The following is a 22,439-nucleotide window of genomic DNA, read 5'->3' as shown; positions in this document are numbered from 1 at the left end:
TTAACGCGGGCGGCCCTCTATCTTCTTAAAGGTAATGGAGTAAGATACCGATACCTTTAAGACATGGGCATTTCATCGACCATGAGTCCATTCGCCCACTTTAAGGAGAAGGATTGAAGCGACCGACCATATCCCTCTGTATGATCGTCAAGGATGAGGAGGAGAATCTCGATAGATGTCTTGCGAGTGTCAAAGAGGCGGTCGATGAGATCGTCATCGTCGATACCGGCTCGAGCGACCGCACCGTTGAGATAGCCAAAGGGTACGGGGCCAAGGTCTTCCATCACGACTGGACGGGCGACTTTTCGGCGGCCAGGAATGTCTCTTTGGAGATGGCTACATCTGACTGGATACTCTGGCTCGACGCCGACGAGGAGATCATTCTCGGCGATGAGCAGATGATAAGTAGCACCGTGAGCAAGGCGGGCTTTGAAGCCTTCTTTGTAACCGAATATAACTTCATGGAGGGCGGCGACTCCGAAGCCGACGTTCTGGTCTCGATGCCTGTCAGGATATTTAGGAATCGCAAGGAATACCGCTTCAAAAGGGCCATCCACGAGCAGATAGCGGGCTCGATCAAGGATAGAGGGGGCCGCTTTGGCCACTCCAGCGCAAGAATCAACCATTACGGCTACTCTAAGCAGGCCGTCTATGGCAAAGAGAAGATAAGACGCAATATCGACATAATCCTGGCCGATCTCAAAAAGAGTCCCAAAGATAGTTTCATCCACTTCAACCTGGGGACCGAATATTTGCGTGAGAGATCTTACGAAAAAGCCATCTTGAGCTTCCAGAATGCATATAAGTATCTAGATGATTATAAAGCCGAGTTCGTCTCGCTCATCCCAAGAAATCTTTTGATCTGCTTGAAAGCGATTGGCCGCTTTGACGATGCCTTAGAGGTCATCGAGGACTCCTTAAAGATTTTTCCCGACTTCACTGACTTGGAGTTCATCCGGGGTCTCATCTATAAAGAGCAGAAGAAGTACGATTCGGCCATCACTTCCTTTGAGCGCTGCCTTGCCATGGGCGAGGCTCCCTTAAGGTATGTCAGCCAGAGGGGCAGCGGCTCCTATCAGGCCCATGACGGGCTTGGGATGGTCTATGGAGAGATGGGCTACGTCCACGAGGCGATCTCCTCCTTTGCTAATGCGCTCAGAGATAATCCCAAGGATGTCTTCGCCGCAAGGAGCATGTGCAAGATCCTTCTCTCCCACGAGGATGCCGATAGCGTCATCGCCTTCATTGATAGGACGCTCGACCTCTCTTTTGAGAATAATCTGCTCGCCATGGCCTCACTCTTCTGTGAAGAGGGCATGGTCGGCCAGGCGCTCGGCTTTGCTGAAAGGGCGGCCGAGCTCTTTCCCGCCTCATTCAAGTCCGAGCTTGTCCGGGGCGAATGCTTGATGAATAAGGGTGATTTTGAGGGGGCCATCTCCATATTTGCCAAGGTGCCAGAGTCCTATTCCGAATACTACTCGGCAAAGATTAGGCTTGTCGTCGCTTCGGCCCTGAGCTCAGACTTCAATCTGGCTAAAGCGGTCCTCAGGGATTTGAGGGAGGCCAAGATTGAGATCCTTGATATCGCAGCGGCCGTAGTTGAGGTACTAATGGGGTCCAAAGAGGCGCCGGCCGTCTCATCAGGCAATAGGGCGGCCAAGGTCGCCTTCCTAGAAGAGGTCTTGAGGTTGAATTTGAGATTGGACCTCTTTGAATCCTTCGAAAAGCTCCTTGGCCTCTACGATTTGTTGCATCTCTCCAGAGGAGAGAAGAGCCTTCGTCTTGGCAAGCTCCTCTACGATAACGGTTTTGCCGATCTCGGTTGTCAGGAACTGATGATAGCGGTAGAGAGTGACCAGGCCGATGTTGAAAGCTTAAATATGCTGGCCAAAACCTGCGAGAAGAACGGGCTGATGGAAGACGCCGTCGTCTTCTATAAGCACTCACTAAGTAAGGAGCCCGGCCAGCTCCGTCCCTATACGGCCATTGCCAAAATATACTCCTCTTTGGGCATGACCCAAGAAGCGGTCAAAATCCTTGAGATGGGGGCCGAGAAGCTGCCTGAATCCAAGGTTCTAAGAGAGACTGTGAGGGCCATAAAAGCCATCTCGGCTTAACCTTTTGGTCAAAGAGCCCCCCACTTTTTGTGCAGAAATCCCTTCGAACTGTCGATAAAATAACTATCTTTATCGTCAAAATCTAACTTAAGTTTGGAGGTTGCAATGAACATAAAACCAGTGGAGATAGGTCAGACGAATCCCAAGGAGTCGTTGCCCGCAGATATGGTTTTCAAAACTTCAAAAGCTGAGGTAAAAAAGGCTTTTGAGGCGGCCAAGGAGCAGGCAAAGGACCCCAGCCTTAAGGGAGGTAATCTCGATAAGAAGAAGAGTGAAGAGGTCTTGGAGAGCCTAAACGAGATAATAAACATCTTCAATACCCAGCTGGAATTCTCCGTCCACGAAGGTACGAAGGAGATAATGGTCACCATCATGGATATGGAGACCAAGGAGGTTATCCGGGAGATTCCTCCCAAGGAGATCCTCGATATGGTGGCTAAGATGCTCGAAATGGTCGGCATGATGGTAGACAAGAAGGCCTAAAGGAGATTTAATGCCAAGTTACTTCAGTATCGGTGGTCTGGCCTCCGGCCTAGATACAAATGCTATAATTGATCAGCTCATCGCCATCGATCGCCAACCGCTGGTGAAGATGGAGGCGAAGCAGGACACTCTGACTTGGAAAAAGGATTTTTGGGCCGAGATAAAGGCCTATATGACCAATTTCAAGTCAGCGGCAAATAACCTTTTGAGCTCAAGTTATACGGCGGGCAAGACTATAACGTCAAGCGATAGCGATGTCGCAACCGCCACGGCTAAATCTTCAACTGCCGTCGGTAGCTACAGACTGACCGAAGTGGCGGCCCTCGCCACTGCAACCAGGATGGTGAGCGGCGTTGCAATCGGAAGTAGCGTCGATGCGACCAAAGCCGTCTCAAACGACGATGCCAAATTTGGAACGGCGGTCACCGCCGGCACCTTCACTATCAGAAATGTCCAATTCATCTTGAGCGACGAGGATAGCGACGGCGACATAGATCGCCTGGTCGGCCCGACCGGCACAACGACCGATGCGGTCGGAAGTGGCCTGACTTTAGAGGAGATAATCGACCACCTAAACTCCGTTTCCGCTTCGACCGGAGTCACCGCCTCTTTGGCCGGTGACAGCCTGACTTTAACCAATACGGTCGCCTACTCCGGCCAACAGATCCTGGTCGGTTCAAGCGGTGATACCAGCAGCTTACTTTCGGCCCTCCACCTCATCGGTGCCGAGCAAGATAGTGGCGGCGATGGCAGCAAAACGAGCACCGTCCACTTAGGCCACGCACGGACGGGCCGGGCTCTAAGCGCTGGTAATTTTGGGACGGCGGCCACCGGAGACGCAAACGGCGACGGATCGTTCAAAATAAATGGGGTTACGATCAACCATAATATCGATAATGATACTCTTTCCGAGGTGATAAGCCGGATAAACAATTCGGCGGCCGGTGTCAATGCTTCCTACGACAGCGTGGCCGACAAGCTCATCTTGACCTCCAAGACGGCCGGCTCCTCATCCATCCTGCGCGAGGATGTGAGCGGCAACTTCTTGGCCGCAGCCAAGTTGCTTGCCGCAGATAGCCCGGTTACCACCAGCGGGAGCAACGCCAAATTCAAGGTGGAGGGCTTCAATGGCGGAAACTGGATCTATAGCAGCTCAAACAGCGTAAGCAGCCTGATAGAAGGGGTTACCATTAACTTGAAATCCACCCTGAACGCAGTCGACGGCCCGGTCGATATAGCGGTATCCCACGATGCGGCCAAGGCCAAAGGGGCGATTCAGGATTTTGTCAATAAATATAACGATCTGATGACGGTCATCAATAACAGGCTATCTGAGGAGAAGGTCAAGGACCCCAAGACGCTTGCCGATCAGAAGAAAGGTCTTCTTAAGGGGGATCGGATCCTCATCTTGATGAAGACCGAAATGGCCAGGATCGCTAGCAGCACGGTGAGCAGGCTTAGGCCCGGCTCTGCTGCCCCCGATGGTGAGGACGATCCCTTGAGCGAATCTCTCGATCAGTTGAGCGAGATCGGCATAAGCATAACCAGCGCCAACTATGGAAAGTCAGGTCTTCTGGTCATCGATGATGAGGCGCTAAGCGAGGCCTTGAGCGAGGATCCGGCGGCCTTGGCCAAACTATTCTCTCACGATAGCGAGGCGGGGAGCGAATACGACGGCATCGCCCGGCGCATTTACGACATGATGGACTCCTATACCGACAGCAAGACCGAGCTCGTCGGCGCCTACAGCGTCAAGGCGGGCGTCATACCCCGCCAAGAGGATGTCTTGAGCCGGGAAATAGAGTACTATCAAGATAGGATCGACGATATGGGGACGAGGCTGGAGATGAGAAGGGAGAACCTGGTCAAGCGGTTTGCGGCCATGGAGGCGGCCCTGTCGCAGATGCAGAGCATGAGCAACTGGCTCAGCTCCCAGATATCCGGTCTTTTCGGATAGAAGACAAAACTTTTTAAGAGGTGATAGTGATGGATTTTCAGGAGAAATATCTCAAGAATAAGGTGGAGACGGCAAGCCCCGAATCCTTGGTTACCATGATGTACGAAGGGGCCATAAAATTCATGAAGGTGGCAAGGGATGCCCTGATAGCCAACGACCTTCAAAAGACCAACCATAATATCCTGCGCGCACAGAAGATCGTCTCCGAACTCGCCTTCTCCTTGGATAAGAAGCGGGGCGGCGATATAGCCAGGAACTTAGAGTCGATCTACCTCCACATAAACGAGAGGATGGTCCAGGCCAACATCAAGAAGGATGTTAAGCTGATCGAGGAGTCGATAGAACTCCTCTCCCAGATAAGCTCCGCTTGGCAGGAGGCCGTAGATACCAACAAGGGCCGGGTCAAGAAGGAGGCCAACATGGTCGGATAGAAGGCCGCTCGCCGAATACCACCCAAGTCACTCGTTGCATCAGGCGGTTTTTGCCTTGGGCTCATGCCCAAAAGGGCCGCCTTTTTTGAGCCCCTCACCTCCGCTGTTTCTAAATCCCACCCCTCTTCTCACCGGCCGACATGTTTAAGCAGAACTCCTAATAGACCGATATAAGCTAGATATTGAAGAACTTAATCCTAAAGCTTTCAAACGGAGGATAGAGTGGCCGATTTCATCGAGAAGGGTGCAGCCTGTCCGGTCTGCAAGGCCCCCTTCAAGGCCCTGGTCGTTAAGCACGGCTCTTATGCGGTAAAAGAGAGGGATAGCGATTTCTGCATCCATTACACCGGCACAAACCCCCTCTATTACGCCGTCTGGTCCTGCCCCAATTGCGGCTACGCTGCCCTTGCCGGAGAATTCGAAAACACAAACCTTCGCCGCTCCACAAAACTGGTCGAGACTTTAAAGGGATCGATTCTTTCCGGTCAAAATCCCGATCTGACCGGGATGAGGACGCCCGAGATGGCCATCAAGAGCTATCTTCAGGCTATAGGGTGCGCCAAGTTATCAAACTCAGACTCAACGGCCATTGCCGGATTCTACCTGCGGGTTGCCTGGCTCTACCGCGAAATCGGTGAGGTCGATTTGGAAAAGGAGTACATGGCCAAATCTCTCTCGCTCTACCGCGACGCCTTCGAAAATTCTAGGACATTGCCGGTGAAGCTCGGCACGGTCGGCGTGGCTTACCTCATCGGGGAACTCTCCAGAAGGCTCGGTGAAATAGAGGAGGCGGTGAAGTGGTTCAATGTCGCAGTCTCTCATCCTGAGGCTAAGGCCAGGATGGACCTTGAAAAGCTCGCCAGAGGCCAGTGGCAGCTCGCAAGAGAGGGCTATGTCGAAGAGACCAAGAGGAAGCGGGAGAGGATAAATTTCATCGGCCGCTTTCTTGATGATGCCGCGGCCGCCTTGTTGACCAAATCCTTCTTGAGCCAGACCGCATCCGGCAGCGGGGCCGCCCATTTCGAGGCGGCCATAAGGAAATATTTGGGAGTGAGCCACGCTTTTGCCGTGAACTCTTGGGGCGGCGCCCTTCTGGTTATCTTGGAGGCGATCGGAATTGCGGCCGGTGATGAGGTCATCCTGCCGGCCATGGATTTCTGGGGTTTGACCGGCGCTATTTTGGCCCTTGGGGCCAAGCCGCTTTACGTCGATATCGAGCCGGATAGCCTGCTCATCGACGTAACCAAGATAAAGGATAATATCGGGCCCAAGGTGAAGGCCGTCTTTTTGACCGATTTTGCCGGCAATCCCGTCAATCTTCAGGCGGCCAGGTCGGCCCTGGAGGGGACCGGTCTTATCCTCATCGAAAACGGCAGATTTGCTCTGGGCGCGGCAGGGCGCGGCGTTACGGCGGGAGCTGCCGCCGATATAGCCCTCTTCGATCTATCCGCCCCAAGTCCGCTCGATGTCGGAGATGGGGGGCTCATAACCACCAATGATGCAGACCTGGCTGAAAGGATCGAGCCATTGATAGACTTGGGTCTGGGCAGAGCCAAAGATATATGGGGGAGCGAAGGCGGCTTGGCTGGTTTCGGCCTTCAAATGCCCCTCTGGCATTCGGCCCTTGCGAGCCTTCGCCTGACCGATCTGGACAAGGAGATAGGAAGGCGAGGTGCCAAGGCCAGGCTCTTTGGCGAATCACTCATCAAGATGGGCGCATATAAAGGGATCGTTATTCCAGATAATGCCACTATGAGCTGGCCATTCTATCCGATCCGGCTCAAAGGGAAGGCCAAGGAAAAGGGGAGGGATTGGGTAATCAATTTTTTGGCCGATAATGATATTGAGGCAAGACCTCTTCCCAGGCCTCCCTTCGAGAGCCCTCTTCTTAAAGGCAAGGTCTTCGATTTCGGCGGGAGCGGTTTTCCGGCTGCCAAGGCCGCCTTCGATGAGGTTATTCTCTTGCCGTTTCATGGCGGGGTCAGTCAGCAGAGTATCGGGAAGATGTCTGCCGCCCTCAAGGAGGTGCTAGATAATTAAAGGGCAAGCGGACAGAAGAGGGGCTAAGGTAGCTCGAATTTCTAAGGCGGTTTGAACTGGCCGGACTGGCGACAGAGGCCAAGCGATGCCGATCGACTTAAGGCAGACCCCATCATTCCACCAAACACCGGCCGAGCGGCCCTTTCTCACATCAAATTGAACGTCTCTTTATTGATAGTTATTCTAACTTATGTAAAACGATATAATAAGACTTAAAACCATATCAATTTATAGTTAAAATCTGTCAGAAAATAAAAAAGATATAAAAATATAAGAAACTTTGCAAAAAGATATTAAGATGATATAAAAGCATTATTATTAATGATAAGAACATTAAAGATATATAAAAGGAATATAAACAACATAAAATAATTTGAAAATTGTCGTTGTCAATTGATAGACTATTAAGTGATAAATTAACAACCTATTGATAGAAAAATCAAATTATTTTAAGAAAAGGTATTGAATAATCTAGAAAAAGGTTATAAAGTTATCTATATATCTACATATTATCCTTTAAGATGGCGAAGTGCCGTCAGTTTCTGGGGGGATCGATGGTTGACCGGAGTCCCGGCGAGATCATGACGACCAAACAGCTTGCCGAATATCTACAGATGAGCGAGATTACGATCTGTCGCCTGGCCAGAGATAAGAAACTTCCCGGCATCAAGATCGGCAAGGAATGGCGCTTCAAGAGAGAGGTCATCGACGATCTGATGGAAAATTGTGCACTTAGCCAGAGTTTTGGGGAGGGTTAAAATGTTGGATAGAATCTTTTCGGACGAACCATTTATGGTCTTGAAGAACTCCCTTAAAGCCGCCTCAAAGAGGCAAGAGGTGATATCGAACAACATCGCTAACGTCAATACGCCCGGCTTCAAAAAGTCGGACGTCGTCTTCGAGGATGCGCTCAAAGGGGCCATCGCCAGCTCATCCGGTTCCAAGAAACTGACGAGGACCGACCCCAAGCACATGGCGGGCGCCGCCTCCTCCCCGGCCGGGGAGGTTACGGTCAAGGAGTTCACCATCAATGAGACCTCGATGGCTTTAAACGGCAACAACGTTGACATAGATGATGAAATGAGCAAGCTGGCCAAGAACGGCTTATACTACACGGCCCTCTCCGATCTGATGAAGAGAAGGTTCGAATCCTTAAAATCGGTCTTAAAGTAGAAGGAGGTAGCATCCGAAATGAGCGTATTCTCAAGTCTTGATATCGGGGCATCGGGCCTTACCGCAAACCGTCTCTGGATGGATACGATCTCAAGCAACATCGCCAACATCAACACCACTCGCACGGCCGAGGGTGGTCCATACAAGAGGCAGGTAGTCGCCTTCACCCCTAAGGGAGATTCCGGCGGGGTTAGGGTCTCGTCTATCAGCCAGTACAACGGGGAGCCGCGTCTAGGCTACGATCCCGGTCATCCCGATGCCGACACCGACGGCTATGTGGCCATGCCGGATATCAACATCGTAATCGAGATGGTCAACATGGTCTCGGCCACCCGCGCCTACGAGGCCAACGTAACGGTCATGTCGGTGGCTAAAAGCATGTTTCTCAAGGCTCTTGAAATCTAACTTAAGGAGGAACTTTGGCCATAAAATCGATCAATATCTTAAGTCACGTCGATAGCAGGATCGGTATCGGAAGGGACCGCGCCTCTTCGGCCCGAGAGAACCCGGCCGCCTCATTCCAAGAGATCTTTCAAGGTGCCATGAGCAGAATCAACACGATCCAGAAAGAGGCCGATCAAGCAATGACCAGATTTGCGGCTGGCGAGATCGACATCGACGAAGTGATGATCCAGGCCGAGAAGGCCAATGTGGCTCTGCAGCTTACTATACAGATACGCAATAAGATGGTCGAGGCTTATCAAGAGATAAGCAGAATGCAAATTTAATTTGGGGTGATAGATGGCTATATCCGATGCGCTGGAACAAATCAGGATGGCTTGGAGAAAGTTAAATCTCAACCAGAAACTCGTCTTTGTCATAACCATCTTCTCCTTCACTTTAGGGCTCATCGCTTTGAGTTATTGGGCCGTCCGCCCCTCTTATTCCGTCCTATTCTCCAACCTCTCCTCCGACGATGCCGCATCGATAGTCTCGGTCTTAAAAGAACAGAGCATTCCCTATCGCTTGAAGGGGGCTAGTGTCATCGAGGTCCCGGCAGGTCAAGTCTATGACGCCCGCTTGACTGTGGCAACCGAAGGCCTTCCGAGCGGCGGCGGGGTCGGTTTCGAGATATTCGATCAAAGCAGTTTGGGTACCTCAGAGTTCAATCAGAAGGTCAATTTGCGCCGGGCCATCGAGGGGGAACTTGCCCGGACCATATCCGGCCTCTCCGAGATCGAGGGGGCTAGAGTCCATATCGTCGTTCCCGAAGAGAGCCTCTATGAGGAGGACGAGGAGCCCTCGACGGCCTCGGTCGTTCTAAAGACCAGGGCGGCCGCCAAAATCTCGGCCAATCAGGTTAGGGCCGTCGTCCACCTGGTGGCAAGCAGCGTGGAGGGTTTAAAGCCGGAGAATATAACTATCCTAGATGATCAGGGAAACCTTCTCTCCGAAGCGACGGGCGATGCCTCGACTCTGCTCGCTTCCGGCATGACTCAGAATCAACTCGAGGCTCAGGTCGCTTACGAAAGCAAACTTGAGAAATCGATTCAAACGATGCTGGAGAAGTTCTTGGGCAAAGGTAAGTCGGTCGTCCGCGTCTCGGCTGAACTCGATTTCATGGAGAAGACCGTCGAGAGCGAGATATACGAGCAGGGAGATACCCCTATCTTGCGCAGCGAGAGCAGCGTCAAGGAGAAGTATGCCGGCGAGGGGAGTGTCCCCGCCGGGACGCCTGGGGTCGATTCGACCAATCCCACCTATCCAACCACCCAGACTGGCGGAACCAGCGAATATAGCAAGACCGATTCCACCAAGAATTATGAGGTGACAAAACATCTGCAGCAGGAGATCGATCCGCCCGGCGAAATAATGAAACTTTCGATAGCCGTCGTTTTGGACAGCACCACGACCGATCGCGTTCAGCCGGGCACCGTCGAGGAGGCCATATCGGCCGCGGCTGGCTTAGATACAGATAGAGGGGACATCTTGACCGTCTCCACCGTGCCCTTCGATACCACCCAAGCCGAGCAGGACGCAGCTGAACTCGAGGAGTTCATGAGCCGAGAGAGGACGAACAACATAATCCGCATGGTGGCCCTGGCCCTCTTCTTCCTTCTGGGCGCCTTCTTCCTAAACAGGATGCTCTCCAACTTGAGGAAGAGAAAACCGGAGATTGCGGGCTTTGAGGCCTTTTCGGTGGCCGCTCCAAGCGATTTCGCCATGGGGGAAGAGGAGACGACTCCCGAGGAGAGGGAGAGAAAAGCCATAAAGGAACAGGTCAAGAAGATTGCCAAGGATAAGCCGGATGAGGTAGCCGGTCTCATCAAGATGTGGCTCACCTCCAAGGAGTAGATAACGATTGGCAAAAGAGAGCAAATTATCGGAGAAGCAGAAGGCGGCAGCCCTATTGGTCTCGCTCGGAATGGAGGTCTCAGCCGATCTCTTGAGGAGGATGAAAGAGGACGATATAGAGAAGCTGACCTTGGAGATCGCCAATATGAGAAAGCTTCCGGCCGAGGTCATGGATGAGGTGGTCAAGGAGTTCTACGAACTCTGCGTAGCCCGCGACTTTGTTCGCCAAGGCGGCATCGAATATGCCGAAGAGGTGCTCCAGAAGGCCCTGGGCGCGGGCAAGGCGGCCGAGATAATAAACCGGCTCTCGTCATCGCTCGACATCGCCCCCTTCGATTTTTTGAGACATACTGATCCGGGCGAGATATTCAACTTCATCGAGAATGAACATCCTCAAACCATAGCCCTGGTCCTCTCCCATCTCCTTCCCGAGCCGGCGGCCATAATCATGACCAAACTCGACGTGGACATCAGGGCCGACGTCATCAAACGGGTCGCCCTGATGGATAGGACGACTCCCGAGATAGTCTCCGACGTGGAGAGGGTCTTAGAGAAGAAGGTGGCCGCCATCGCTAAGGGACAGGAGTATACCTCCGTCGGCGGCGTTCCCTCGGTCGTTGGGATACTCAATAACGTCGATCGAAGCTCGGAGAAGTCAATCCTAGAGGCACTGGAAGAGAGGGACCCCGAGCTTGCCGACGAGATTAGGCGCAACCTCTTCACCTTTGAGGACATAATCACGCTCGATGATAGGGGCGTCCAGAGGTTTCTGCGCGAAGTTGATTCCAAGAAGCTTTCGTTTGCGCTCAAAACGGTGGGCGATGAACTCAAACAGAAGATATTCCACAATATGAGCCAGAGGGCCGGCGAGATGCTGAAAGAAGAGATGGACTATCTCGGTCCGGTTCGCCTTCACGACGTTGAGACGGCCCAACAAGAGGTGGTCAATTTGATCCGTCGCCTAGAAGACGAGGGAGAGATAATAATCGCAAGAGGCGGAGAGGATGACATAGTTGTCTAAGGCTTCGAGGATAATCCGTTCAGATGGTGATTTTCGGCCACCTAAACTCGATAAGTTTGTAGTGGACAAAGAGCCGGACCCCATCAAGGCGCCCACTCAGCCCAGCAGACCAAGGCCGGAGAACCTCCCCGATAAGGCCGCCCGACAGGCCGAGCTCTTGCGCGAGGAGGCCTTCAAGCAGGGCTACGAGGGGGGCTTAGCTCAAGCCGAGGCCGAGACCAAAGGGCTGATAGATACCCTGGAGATGATCACCAAGAGGGCGCTCGAGGAGAAGAAGAAGATAGTCGAGGAGGCGGAAGCCTCCTCTATCAAGCTTGCCATAGATATTGCCGAAAAGATCATTAACGAAGAGATAAGGGCAACCCCCGATTTCATCAAAAACGTAGCCAAAAAGGCTCTCCAACTGGCTGTCGAGCGGGAGCACGTAGTCTTAAGGCTCAACCCCAAAGACTTTGAGATCATCAAGGAGTCCAGAGAAGAGCTTGCAAGTTCGGTTGACGGCATCAAGGAGCTCGAGATAATTGCCGACCAGAGGATAAGACAGGGCGGCTGCATCATAGAGACCGCCCAGGGAAGCGTCGATGCTAGGATAGACTCTCAGCTTGGCGAGATCTCTAAGAAGCTTTTGGAGGGGACAAAGAGCGGTGAGTGAGGCCCAAAAGGTCATCGATTTCAATAAGTACTCGGATATTATCCGCAAAACCAGGTCGATCAGACAGAATGGTAAGGTAAAACAAGTGGTCGGTCTGGTCATAGAGTCATTGGGCCCACCCGCCCAGATAGGCGAGGTCTGCAATATTTTGATCTCCAGGAACCAACCGCCCGTCAAGGCCGAAATAGTCGGCTTCAAGGAGAACTGCGTGCTCCTTATGCCTCTTGGTGAGATGAGCGGCATAAAGCCCAACAGCGAGATCGTCGCCTCGGGCGATTTTTTGAAGGTCGGAGTGGGCGACGGGCTTTTGGGCCGGGTTTTGGGCGGACTCGGCAACCCCATCGATGGACGCGGTCCGATATATACCGAGACCGATTATGAAGTCCACAACTCCCCTCCCAACCCGCTCAGCCGCCAGCGCATCACCGAACCTCTGCCCATGGGGGTGAGGTCGATAGATGCCACGCTCACTTGCGGGAAGGGCCAAAGGGTCGGCATCTTTGCCGGAAGCGGCGTTGGAAAGAGCGTTCTTCTCGGCATGATCGCCCGCAACTGCCACGCCGATGTCAACGTTATCGCCCTCATCGGAGAGAGGGGCAGAGAGGTTCGCGACTTCATCGAGAACGATCTTGGAGAAGAGGGTCTAGCCAGGTCGGTCGTCGTGGTGGCCACCTCAGACCAACCGGCCTTGGTCCGGCTGAAAGGAGCCTTTGTGGCCACGGCCATCGCCGAGTACTTCCGCGATAAGGGCAAGAACGTCATGCTGATGATGGATTCGGTGACCAGATTCGCCATGGCTCAGCGGGAGGTGGGACTGGCCATCGGAGAGCCGCCGGCGACCAAGGGCTATACCCCATCGGTCTTTGCTCTCCTTCCCAAGCTTCTGGAGCGTTCTGGTACCTCGGATGTGGGCACCATAACCGGGCTCTATACCATCCTGGTTGAGGCCGATGACATGAACGAGCCGATCGCCGATGCGGTGAGGAGCATTCTCGACGGCCACATCGTCCTATCCAGAAAACTCGCCGCCCAGAACCACTACCCGGCCATAGATGTCCTCTCATCCATCAGCAGGCTGATGAAGGAGATTTCGATCAAGGAGGGGAATGAGCTGGCCGGAAAACTCAGGGATACCCTCTCCACCTACAAGGAGGCCGAAGACCTCATCAACATAGGTGCCTATGCCAAGGGGAGCAACCCTAAAATAGACTACTCCATCAAGAAGATAGATGCCATTAACGCCTTTTTGCGCCAGAGCATAGACGAGGTGGCCGAATTTGATGAGAATACAGAGATGCTTAAGGGAATATTTGCCAACTGATATTTTGAAGAGGATATCGTCTTATGAGCGACTTCAAATTCAAACTTCAACCCGTCCTAAATTTTCGCGAACAGCAAGAGGACTCCTTAAAGCGGGAGCTTGCCAAGATAAGGGGGAGATACGAGGAGGAGAGGATGGCCTTGGATGCTCTAATAAACTCACTTCTCCAGAACCAGAGGGAGTTTAAGAGGAAACAGGCGGCCGGCGTCGAGATAAGCGAACTCTTCGTCTTCTCCTGTTTTTTTGCCAAGATTCAGGAGGATATTACGGTTCAGGCTGTTCGTGTCCAGTCGATCCTGTCAGAACTTGAAGCCATGCGAGACCGCCTGATAGAGGCGTCAAAGGATAAGAAGATCATCGAGAAGATCTACGATAAGCAATATGAGGAGTTCTGTCAGATGGTCCTCAAAACGGAGCAGAAGCTCATAGATGAGCTGGCCACATCGAGGTATAAGAGGAATCAGATAGCCTCACTTCTAACGGGGGATGAGAAAGGTGTTTGAGGGATTAAATTCGGTCATCTGCCGGATCGAAACTATCGAAGCCAGATTTTCCGCTCCGAGCGCGCAAAGTCCAAAGTTTGCCGCCGCCTTGGGCTCGGCCAAAGGAACGCTTGAAGCCGGCGTCGCTTCGGGTGGCAAGCTTTCGGCCAGCGTTCCCTTTCAACAAGAGATACTTGCGGCTTCGAAGAAGCACGGCTTGGACCCGGCCCTGATAGCCGCGGTCATTTCGGCCGAATCTGGCTTTAGGGCGGATGCCAAATCGACGGCCGGAGCGCTTGGACTCATGCAACTCATGCCAAAGACGGCCGCCGGCCTTGGAGTCACCGATCCCTTAAATCCGGCTCAAAATATCGACGGAGGGAGCAGATATCTAAAGATTCAGCTCACTCGCTTCGGCGATCTTGAGTTGGCGCTAGCCGCCTATAATGCCGGGCCGAAAAATGTCGATAAATATAATGGGGTTCCTCCCTTCGCTGAGACCGAAAGGTTCATAGAGAGAGTGCTCGCAAAAAAGCGGGAGTTTAGCGGCGGAGGTAGCGGACTTGGCTAATGAGCGGGGCGGAGCCAAATTTGTCATATTGGCAGTAGTCCTATTCATAACCGTCTTCGTCTCGACCCTATTTTTCACCGGAGCCTTGACGATGAGCAGTATAGCCAAGATGTTTAGCAGGCCCAAAGAGACGACCGAGACGACCAAGGAGGAGAAGCCGGCCGAAGATACCATTTCTGAAGCGCCGACGGAGACGCCGGCAGAGACCGAGCCCCCGCCCGAAGAGGCGCCATCGGTCGATACTCAGAGCGAAGAGGAAGCGGCCGCCGCACAAGAGGCCAAGGCTAAACAGCTTTTGAAGGTGGTAAAGATATATGAGGCTATAGATACGGCCAAAGCGGCCGAGATTATCGAAACTCTTCCCGAAGACGATGCCGTAGAAATATTGAACAAGATGAATCCGGAGATTGCCGCCGAGATTTTAGCCGAGATGGATGCGACCAAGGCGGCCGTCTTGAGCAAGAAGATCCGTCTGAAACTTGATAATTGAATAAGCTAAAGCTTTAGTTGAGGCCATATTCTATTTTTTCTCGATTTGGCAGACCTCTGGTCTGCCACCAATCATCTTTTACGAAAAGGAGGTGATGAAAAAATGAACGTAGTTCAAATTATGGCCCAAGCCCCGGCCGCCGCGGCGGCAAACGACTCCCCAAAAGTGGAATCGCCCAAGGGAGAGATTGCATTCGCCGGGCTACTTAAGGAGGTTATCGCTGCATCGAAGGGGACAAGCGAAGGGGCAGAGAGATTAAAAGAGTTCTTGGAACTGATTGGGGGTTTTGCGGAAGCAAGCGACCTGGACCTGATGAAGGAGGGTCAACCCCAGAGCGCATCCGACCTATTCGGGCTTTTTATGGCCCTATTACCCCATGTCGATCCCGAAACTTGGCTCGCCATCCAATCCAAAGCGGCCGCCTTAGCTGACTCTATTTCACAAGGCGGTGCTAGCCCGAGCCAAACCAGAATCAACCAAGCTCTTGACCAATCACTCTGTTTCGCGCTCGAAGGCGCTAAGCCGGGCCTAAGCGAAGAGGCAGTCTTATCTGGCCCGAGCCGTCTGCAAGAGGAAGGAGCGGGTCTGCCCGTCGGCTTTGAAGTTGGCCCAGGCGATGAGACGGTCCCAAGGACTTTTCTATTCAACCGGCCCCAAGCCCAGAGCGGAGAAAGCAGGCTTGACCCATCCCAAAAGGGCAAAGGGGGAATCGAAGAGGCAGCCCTTCTCGATAACCTCTCACTGAGCGATCTTAAGCTTGCAACCCAGTCGGAGTCAAAGACCGCAAAGGGTGCGTCATTGATCGAAAACCCGGATCAAAAAGGAGATCTTGCCAAGGAGCAGTCCCTTAAGCTATCTAAAATGAATGCCGCAGTCAAGGGTGAAAAGGGAGCTGGCCCAACCATCAAGGATACTTCGCCCGCAAGGGAGGAAGATTTTCAACAGGCCGGCGGTCAAGGCAAATCCGAATCGGCCTCGAGCGAGCTAAGCCCGTCAAAAACGGGTGATTCCGGGGCAACGGCTTCTGCCAAAACTGACTCAAAGAGCTCCTCCTTTGCGACGACTCTGCTTAAGGAGAGGGTGACTTCTCAAGGGACCGATGAGGTCATAGCGCCCCCATCCAGGGCCGAGGTGAGCCGGATCGATCTTGGCGAATCCAAAGAGAGCGGCATCGCTACGCCCTTGCCTGCCGAAGATATGGATAGAGCGATATTGGACCAGGTCGTAAAGAAGGTCCAGTTCTTCTTGAAAGAGGGCAAGCATGAGGCAAAGATAGACCTCGAGCCCAAGGAGCTTGGCAGCATCAAGATCAAGATAACCGTCGAAGGGGGTCTTATCAGCGCCAAGTTCGAGGCGATAAACCCCCTCGTCAAAGAGGCCCTCGAATCGAATCTGGCAAATCTTAAGCAATCCTTGACCGAAAAGGGCTTCTCTATGGGGGCCGTCCAGGTCTCGGTCGGAGGAGATCTCAAGGGCGAGGGTCGTCAAAGCGGAGACAATATTCCAAACCGCTTCAAGGGGCGCTCTCACTTTGGCGTAAAGCTGGATGAGGGAGCTGGCCTATCGCTGGGCAGGACCTATGGCCTGATGGCCGGCGGCGGGATCAATTATCTGATTTAAGGAGGTGATCGAGTTGAGTATAACTGCAACGAGTGGAGCTAGTTTGAACGAATCGGTAGCTTCTACGGTCAAGCGGGAGCTAGGAAAGGACGAATTTCTTCAGCTTCTGGTCGCTCAGATGAGATATCAGGATCCGCTTGAGCCGATGAAGAATACCGAATACATTGCTCAACTTGCCCAATTCAGCTCGCTCGAGGCGATTCAAGCCTTAAGCGATCAGATGAAGGCGATAGGTGACTGGCTGGGCCTTTCCCAGTCGAGCTCGATGATCGGAAAGAACATCCGGGCCGTCGACTCGGCGACCGGTCAGTTCATAGAGGGGCTGGTTCTGGCCGTAAATATCAAGGATGGAGCCCCTTATCTCGAACTGGAGGAGGCTGAAGTCCTGGCTAGCGACGTAGTCAAAGTATTTTAGGGGGCAAAATGGTAGGTAAAGTTCAATTTCCAAATTCAAGTGGGCCGATAAAACCGATCGATCAGGGGAAAGCGGCAAGCAGGAGCTCTTTCAAAGAGTCGTTTGCCAAAGTCCTTGAAAGTGAGTTTAAAAGCGGTCTTAAGTTTTCGGCCCACGCTCAAAAGAGGCTATTGGCCCGAAATATCAACCTGAGCGATGAGCACATGAGTCGGGTCAAAGAGGCCGTAAGCAAGGCGGCCGCCAAGGGGGCCAGAGAGTCGCTCATTCTTCTCGACGACCTTGCCTTTGTGGTCAGCGTAAAGAACAGGACGGTGATCACGGCCATCGAGGGCGAAAGCATCAAAGAGAATGTCTTTACCAACATCGATAGCGCGGTGATCATGTAAGGACTGGACCTTAAAGCTAAAAGGAAGCCCTGGGCTGCCCCGCACTTTAAGGGGCGGTCAAAAAAGGATAACAGCGACAGGAGGTCGATTTAGTTATGATGCGTTCCATGTTTTCGGCCGTTTCCGGTCTCCGCAACCATCAGGTCAAGATGGATGTGATCGGAAACAACGTGGCCAACGTCAACACGGTCGGTTTCAAGGCCAGCCGGGTGACGTTTCAAGATATGCTCAATCAGACGATGAGGGGGGCAACCGCTCCCCAGGAGAGCCTGGGTGGCTCCAATCCTCAGCAGGTGGGACTCGGTATGCTGGTCAAGACGATCGATATCATGAACGGACAAGGAAGCCTGGAGTCTACGGGCAAGCTGACCGATCTGGCCATCCAGGGCGACGGCTTCTTCGTTCTCAATGACGGCATCTCCAACAAATATACCCGGGCCGGAGTCTTCGATATCAACTTGCAGAAGAATATGGTCGATCCCTCCAATGGTTATAAGGTCATGGGCTGGCAGGCCGATGATGCGGGCACGATCGATTCAACCCTTCCTCCAACCGAGATATTGATTCCAATCGGAGAGCTGATGGTAGCACAGGCTACCGATACCACCGTCCTCTCCGGTAATCTCGATGCCGACCCGGGGGCGGTAGATGGCAACGGCAATCACGCCAGCGTCTCGGTTCAAATCTATGATTCGCTCGGCATCGCCCACAATCTGGTCTTCGGATTTGCCGAAAGTGCAACTCCCGATGCCTGGACTTGGAAGTGGCAGGTGGATGGCGGATCTTGGAATACTGACACCGATCAAACAATAACCTTCAGCGCAGATGGAACCTTCAGCGCCGAAGGGGGCGGCACCATCTCGATTGCCGCTGCTGGCGGGGCCAATCCCATCACCATCGATCCCGACTTTACCAACTTGACCCAATTCGACGGAAGCGACTCCAACATCATAGTTCGCAGCCAGAACGGTTTTCCTATGGGTACACTTGAGACCTTTTCCATAGGCAGCGACGGTCTGATAACCGGAGTCTTCTCCAACGGCATGAATAAGACCTTGGCCTGCTTGGCTCTGGGAGTCTTCGGGAATCCCGGGGGACTTACCCGGATGGGCGGGACGATGTTTCAACAGTCTACCAACTCGGGCGAAGTCCGTTTGGTCGCTCCGGGAACGAGCGGTCTGGGCTCGGTGGTTCCGGGCTCTCTTGAGATGAGCAATGTCGATCTGGCCCAGGAGTTCACCAACATGATAGTGACCCAGCGCGGCTTCCAGGCTAATTCGCGCATAATCAGTGCCTCAGATGAGATGCTGACCGAGCTTGTCAACTTGAAACGGTAGTGATTCAAGGCCCTAAGGGGCGTCCGCTTGGACGGGCGCCCCTTCCCCTAAGGAGGAGACTATGATCGAATTGACCCGTTTGAACGGGAGCAAGTTCATCTTGAACGCCGTCTTCGTTGAGACGATCGAGGCCACCCCCGACAGCGTCGTCTCTCTGATCGATGGCAAGAAGGTGGTCGTCAAAGAGAGCCCAGAGGTGATCGTCGAGGAGATAGTTAACTACTTTAAAAAGGTGGGTGGCCCCCAGGTCGTCATCGCCAAAAACGAGTTTAAGGAGAAAGAGATTTGACCCGATAAATATTTTTGAAGGCGAAAGGCGATCTTTCCCGCTAGTTCTTGCACTTCAAACCGTAAAGGACGTGTAACCCTTGGATATTGCAACCACAGTCGGTATAGCGGCCGGCTTCATATTGATACTTATGGCCATCCTGCAGGGCGGCAGTATCAGCATATTCTTCCACGTTCCGTCGATGATGATAACCTTCGGAGGAACGATAGCCGCTACACTAATCAATTTCACTCTGCCTCAGATAACCGGCGTCATAAAGATTCTCAAAAATGCTTTCTTTGGGGCGTCCGAGAACATAACAGAACTGATTGCAATCATCGTCAAATTTGCTGAAAAGGCTAGAAAAGAAGGGCTTCTCTCGCTGGAGGACGACGTAAGCCAGCTCGATGATCCCTTCATGCAAAAGGGGATCCAACTTGTCATCGATGGAACCGACCCCGAGCTGGTTAGGGATATCTTGGTGACCGAACTCTCCTTCTTGGAGGATAGGCATAAATTGGGCAAGAACATATTCGAGGCTATGGCCTCATATGGCCCCGCCTTCGGTATGATTGGGACCTTGATCGGCCTCGTCCAGATGCTTCGAAACTTAGATGATCCATCCAAAATCGGGCCGGGTATGGCCGTTGCCCTCTTGACCACCTTCTACGGGGCGCTGTCAGCCTACCTAATCTTCACGCCGATTGCCGGCAAGCTCAGCGTCAAGAGCGGCCAAGAGATACTCAACAAGGAGCTGATGATCGAGGGGATCCTCTCGATCCAGGCAGGAAATAACCCCAGAATCATCGAGGAGAAACTGATGGCTTTTCTGCCTCCCAAGGTCCGCGCCGACGTCAGCAAAAATAAAGGAGGACAAGGTGGCTAGGCAGAAGAAACCGGAAGAACCGCCCAAGGGAGCGCCTGGCTGGATGGCGAGCTACGGTGATCTCATGTCTCTTCTTCTCGTCTTCTTCATCCTCCTCTACTCTTTTTCGGTGACGAATTTGGAGAAGTTCAACAAGGCCATCGGCTCGATCAATCTGGCCGTTCACGGAGTGGCTGGCGTCTTAAGGGTCGAAGAGGGGTCGAGCACGGCGGGTTCACCCGGCCAGGGGAGCGAATCGGCGCCCGGGGTCTCCGGCGGTCTGATCGTAGAGGGCGGCGAGGGCTTCAACACGACCGGCATTCCCAAATCAGATGTCTTGGCTATGCAGCAGATAAAGAGGGAGATCGAAGAGAAGGTCAAGGAGGCCGGACACGAGAAATCGATACAGACGGCAACGACCAGAAAGGGCGTCATGGTCAGGTTAACGGACCAGGTCCTCTTTGATCTGGGCCGGGCGAGCTTAAAACCGGGCGTTCTTCCGGTCCTAAAAAGCATAGCCGAATCATTCAAAGACTCCAATTATGGAGTTATGATCGAGGGCCATACATGCGATCTTCCGATCTATACGGCTGAATTCTACTCTAACTGGTAGCTTTCGACGGCCAAGGGCTATGTCGGTCTTAAAATATCTTGTCGATGACGTAGGCATAGCTCCAAGCCGCCTCTCGGTGGCCGGTTACGGTGAATATAAACCGATCCTGCCCAACACCACGGCTGCAAACCGGGCTCAGAACAGGCGGGTAGATATGGTGATAATGTATTGAAATCCTAAGTTTCCTTGAGGAGGTAAGAGGGTGGCCATAGAAGATGAGGGGTTAGGCGGTAAGGTTCAGGAGATAGAGGACCCAAAAAAGAAGAAAGGCGAAAATCTAAAAAATATTAAGGTTCCTTTGATAGCAGTTGTCGTCATAATATTCGCCATTGTAGCAGGCTTGATCGTTTCAAAGGTCTTAAAGAAGGATTCAAGCAAAACAGAAAAAAAGAAGGAATTGCCTGCTATCTACATGCTCGATCTCGAGACCTTCACCGTCAATCTGGCCGGATCGAGCGGTTATCTTCAGGTTGGAGTCCAGATTGAGATAGATGATAAAGATGAAGAGCTTAAGGTCGAATTGGAATCGAGAAGAGTCCAGATCAAAGACGCCGTGATAAGCGTGCTTCGCTCCAAAACCGCAGAGGAGGTAAATCTGCCCGGCGGGGGCGAGGCCGTCAAGGAAGAAATCAAAAATAGAGTGGACTCCATGCTTACCTATGGTACAATTAAAGGCGTTTATTTCACCACTTTCATCACACAGTAGTTAAGGGGGTACCATGCCTGGGGTGCTTTCCCAAGAAGAGATCAACGCCCTCCTTTCAACCAGCTCCCAGCCCGAAGAGACCATTACCACAGAGACGGCTGATGGTCGCCGCAAGCAAGTAAGGGTATACGACTTCCGTCACCCCGACAAGTTCTCAAAGTCACATCTTCATGTCATTGAGACCATCCACCAGGCCTTTGCTCGTCAGGTGGCTGCGGCTCTGCTCGTCTACATGAGACAGAACGTCAATTTCATCTTGGCTTCAGTGGAGCAGATCGCCTTCGATGACTATACAGCTTCCCTTTCGGCCCCGACCACCCTGATCGTCTTCTCGCTCTCGCCGCTTCCAGGAAATGCGGTTATGGAGCTCAATCCCACTTTGACCTTCATGTTCTACGATAAACTTCTGGGCGGTTCCGGTCTGGCCTTAAGCGAAAACCGCGAGCTTACCGATATCGAGAGGAGCGTCATAAGTGGGATAACCACAAAAATACTGGAGGCCTTCAAGGACTCTTGGAGCAGTATAACGAATTTTAATCCAAAGATAGAGGCGATAGAGACCAATCCCCAACTGGTTCAGATAGTTCCACCCGGCGAGATTATGGCCGATATCGTCTTTGAGGTCCGCATGGGGGCGACGACCGGAGCCATGAGCATCTGTCTGCCTTATTTGACGTTGGAGAGCATAATTCCCAAGCTCACCCGAAAAGTCTGGTTTGCCGCCAAAAGCGAGGCCGAGAAGGCCGATGCCAAGCAGAAGGGCTACATCAAGGAGAGTTTGGAACCGGTTCACTTGCCGGTAACGGTCGAGCTCGGCTCGGTCGATATAACTATCGGGGAGCTCTTGGATCTTAAAGTCGGCGATGCCCTTCAGCTTGGGACTAGAGTAGATCAAGAGCTCAAGGTAAAGATAGGTGAGCACGTTAAATTCTATGGAAAACCGGGCATTCTTGCCAAAAAGTACGCGGTAAGGACGACATCTTATGCTCAGGGAGAGGAATGAGATATGGCTCCAGCTGAACCGACCGCTTTAAGCAGCTTCTTAGATATAGTGGCTGCGGCCATCGCAAAAATAGTCTCTGATTTCAGCGGCAAGTCCTTCTCGCCCAATCTCCTTGCGCCGCAGGCCGTCACCTTTGCCGACTACTCCGCCGATATGGGCGGGCCGGCTGTCATCTTGAAGCTGGACATGAGCG

27 protein-coding genes are annotated in these 22,439 nt (G+C 52.7%); all 27 read left to right on the top strand.

Annotated elements, in window-relative coordinates; genetic code table 11:
* The first annotated feature begins 113 nt into the window (after positions 1-113).
* Complete coding sequence (locus QMD53_04890) at positions 114-2,117, top strand: glycosyltransferase (protein MDI6799987.1); 2,004 nt, start codon at positions 114-116, stop codon at positions 2,115-2,117.
* Positions 2,118-2,222: 105 nt separating this feature from the next.
* The gene (locus QMD53_04885; protein ID MDI6799986.1) at positions 2,223-2,600 is read left to right on the top strand and encodes a flagellar protein FlaG; all 378 of its coding nucleotides are present in this window, start codon (positions 2,223-2,225) and stop codon (positions 2,598-2,600) included.
* Positions 2,601-2,610: 10 nt separating this feature from the next.
* Complete coding sequence (fliD, locus tag QMD53_04880; protein ID MDI6799985.1) at positions 2,611-4,557, top strand: flagellar filament capping protein FliD; 1,947 nt, start codon at positions 2,611-2,613, stop codon at positions 4,555-4,557.
* Between the two features lie 29 nt (positions 4,558-4,586).
* Positions 4,587-4,988, top strand: coding sequence for a flagellar export chaperone FliS (gene fliS, locus QMD53_04875; GenBank protein MDI6799984.1), 402 nt, complete (start codon positions 4,587-4,589; stop codon positions 4,986-4,988).
* A 222-nt stretch (positions 4,989-5,210) separates the two neighbouring features.
* A complete protein-coding gene (locus tag QMD53_04870; protein ID MDI6799983.1) occupies positions 5,211-7,028 on the top strand; it encodes a DUF2225 domain-containing protein in 1,818 nt (605 codons plus the stop codon).
* Between the two features lie 554 nt (positions 7,029-7,582).
* Positions 7,583-7,786, top strand: a complete 204-nt coding sequence (locus tag QMD53_04865; GenBank protein ID MDI6799982.1) for a helix-turn-helix domain-containing protein — start codon at positions 7,583-7,585, stop codon at positions 7,784-7,786.
* A gap of 1 nt (position 7,787) precedes the next feature.
* Complete coding sequence (flgB, locus tag QMD53_04860) at positions 7,788-8,201, top strand: flagellar basal body rod protein FlgB (GenBank protein ID MDI6799981.1); 414 nt, start codon at positions 7,788-7,790, stop codon at positions 8,199-8,201.
* An 18-nt stretch (positions 8,202-8,219) separates the two neighbouring features.
* Positions 8,220-8,606, top strand: coding sequence for a flagellar basal body rod protein FlgC (flgC, locus tag QMD53_04855; GenBank protein ID MDI6799980.1), 387 nt, complete (start codon positions 8,220-8,222; stop codon positions 8,604-8,606).
* 14 nt (positions 8,607-8,620) lie between these two features.
* Positions 8,621-8,929, top strand: coding sequence for a flagellar hook-basal body complex protein FliE (gene fliE, locus QMD53_04850; protein MDI6799979.1), 309 nt, complete (start codon positions 8,621-8,623; stop codon positions 8,927-8,929).
* 13 nt (positions 8,930-8,942) lie between these two features.
* Positions 8,943-10,496, top strand: a complete 1,554-nt coding sequence (gene fliF / locus QMD53_04845) for a flagellar basal-body MS-ring/collar protein FliF (GenBank protein MDI6799978.1) — start codon at positions 8,943-8,945, stop codon at positions 10,494-10,496.
* 7 nt (positions 10,497-10,503) lie between these two features.
* Entirely contained in the window at positions 10,504-11,517 is a 1,014-nt protein-coding gene (gene fliG / locus QMD53_04840) for a flagellar motor switch protein FliG (GenBank protein MDI6799977.1), read from the top strand.
* A complete protein-coding gene (locus tag QMD53_04835) occupies positions 11,510-12,169 on the top strand; it encodes a FliH/SctL family protein (protein MDI6799976.1) in 660 nt (219 codons plus the stop codon). Before fliG ends, QMD53_04835 begins: the two co-directional genes overlap by 8 nt.
* Before the next feature lie 13 nt (positions 12,170-12,182).
* Positions 12,183-13,490: a flagellar protein export ATPase FliI gene (gene fliI / locus QMD53_04830; GenBank protein MDI6799975.1), complete on the top strand. Its 1,308-nt coding sequence runs from the start codon at positions 12,183-12,185 to the stop codon at positions 13,488-13,490.
* Between the two features lie 23 nt (positions 13,491-13,513).
* Complete coding sequence (gene fliJ / locus QMD53_04825; GenBank protein MDI6799974.1) at positions 13,514-13,993, top strand: flagellar export protein FliJ; 480 nt, start codon at positions 13,514-13,516, stop codon at positions 13,991-13,993.
* On the top strand, positions 13,986-14,543 hold the full coding sequence (locus tag QMD53_04820; GenBank protein MDI6799973.1) for a lytic transglycosylase domain-containing protein: 558 nt from the start codon (positions 13,986-13,988) through the stop codon (positions 14,541-14,543). Before fliJ ends, QMD53_04820 begins: the two co-directional genes overlap by 8 nt.
* A complete protein-coding gene (locus QMD53_04815; protein MDI6799972.1) occupies positions 14,536-15,033 on the top strand; it encodes a hypothetical protein in 498 nt (165 codons plus the stop codon). The genes QMD53_04820 and QMD53_04815 overlap by 8 nt, the downstream gene beginning before the upstream one ends.
* A gap of 102 nt (positions 15,034-15,135) precedes the next feature.
* Entirely contained in the window at positions 15,136-16,653 is a 1,518-nt protein-coding gene (locus QMD53_04810; GenBank protein MDI6799971.1) for a flagellar hook-length control protein FliK, read from the top strand.
* 13 nt (positions 16,654-16,666) lie between these two features.
* On the top strand, positions 16,667-17,068 hold the full coding sequence (locus QMD53_04805; protein ID MDI6799970.1) for a flagellar hook capping FlgD N-terminal domain-containing protein: 402 nt from the start codon (positions 16,667-16,669) through the stop codon (positions 17,066-17,068).
* Positions 17,069-17,076: 8 nt separating this feature from the next.
* Complete coding sequence (locus QMD53_04800; protein MDI6799969.1) at positions 17,077-17,454, top strand: TIGR02530 family flagellar biosynthesis protein; 378 nt, start codon at positions 17,077-17,079, stop codon at positions 17,452-17,454.
* 95 nt (positions 17,455-17,549) lie between these two features.
* A complete protein-coding gene (locus tag QMD53_04795) occupies positions 17,550-18,791 on the top strand; it encodes a flagellar hook protein FlgE (protein MDI6799968.1) in 1,242 nt (413 codons plus the stop codon).
* A 61-nt stretch (positions 18,792-18,852) separates the two neighbouring features.
* On the top strand, positions 18,853-19,080 hold the full coding sequence (locus QMD53_04790; protein ID MDI6799967.1) for a flagellar FlbD family protein: 228 nt from the start codon (positions 18,853-18,855) through the stop codon (positions 19,078-19,080).
* Positions 19,081-19,159: 79 nt separating this feature from the next.
* Positions 19,160-19,945 (top strand): MotA/TolQ/ExbB proton channel family protein, encoded by a 786-nt coding sequence (locus QMD53_04785; protein MDI6799966.1) that lies wholly within the window; start codon positions 19,160-19,162, stop codon positions 19,943-19,945.
* Positions 19,938-20,537 (top strand): flagellar motor protein MotB, encoded by a 600-nt coding sequence (locus tag QMD53_04780; GenBank protein MDI6799965.1) that lies wholly within the window; start codon positions 19,938-19,940, stop codon positions 20,535-20,537. Before QMD53_04785 ends, QMD53_04780 begins: the two co-directional genes overlap by 8 nt.
* A 19-nt stretch (positions 20,538-20,556) precedes the next feature.
* Positions 20,557-20,709 carry an OmpA family protein gene (locus tag QMD53_04775; GenBank protein ID MDI6799964.1) on the top strand — a complete coding sequence of 51 codons (153 nt, stop codon included), beginning with the start codon at positions 20,557-20,559 and terminating at the stop codon, positions 20,707-20,709.
* 30 nt (positions 20,710-20,739) lie between these two features.
* Positions 20,740-21,243: a flagellar basal body-associated FliL family protein gene (locus tag QMD53_04770; protein MDI6799963.1), complete on the top strand. Its 504-nt coding sequence runs from the start codon at positions 20,740-20,742 to the stop codon at positions 21,241-21,243.
* 13 nt (positions 21,244-21,256) lie between these two features.
* The gene (fliM, locus tag QMD53_04765) at positions 21,257-22,246 is read left to right on the top strand and encodes a flagellar motor switch protein FliM (protein MDI6799962.1); all 990 of its coding nucleotides are present in this window, start codon (positions 21,257-21,259) and stop codon (positions 22,244-22,246) included.
* A 3-nt stretch (positions 22,247-22,249) separates the two neighbouring features.
* Positions 22,250-22,439, top strand: a 190-nt coding sequence (locus tag QMD53_04760; protein ID MDI6799961.1) for a hypothetical protein, incomplete at its 3' end; no start/stop codon positions are given.

Source organism: Actinomycetota bacterium (assembly GCA_030017835.1).
Taxonomy (GTDB): domain Bacteria; phylum Actinomycetota; class Aquicultoria; order UBA3085; family Oleimmundimicrobiaceae; genus Yes70-04.
Note: the sequence above shows the minus strand (reverse complement) of the source record. Positions and strands in the feature narration are given on the sequence as shown.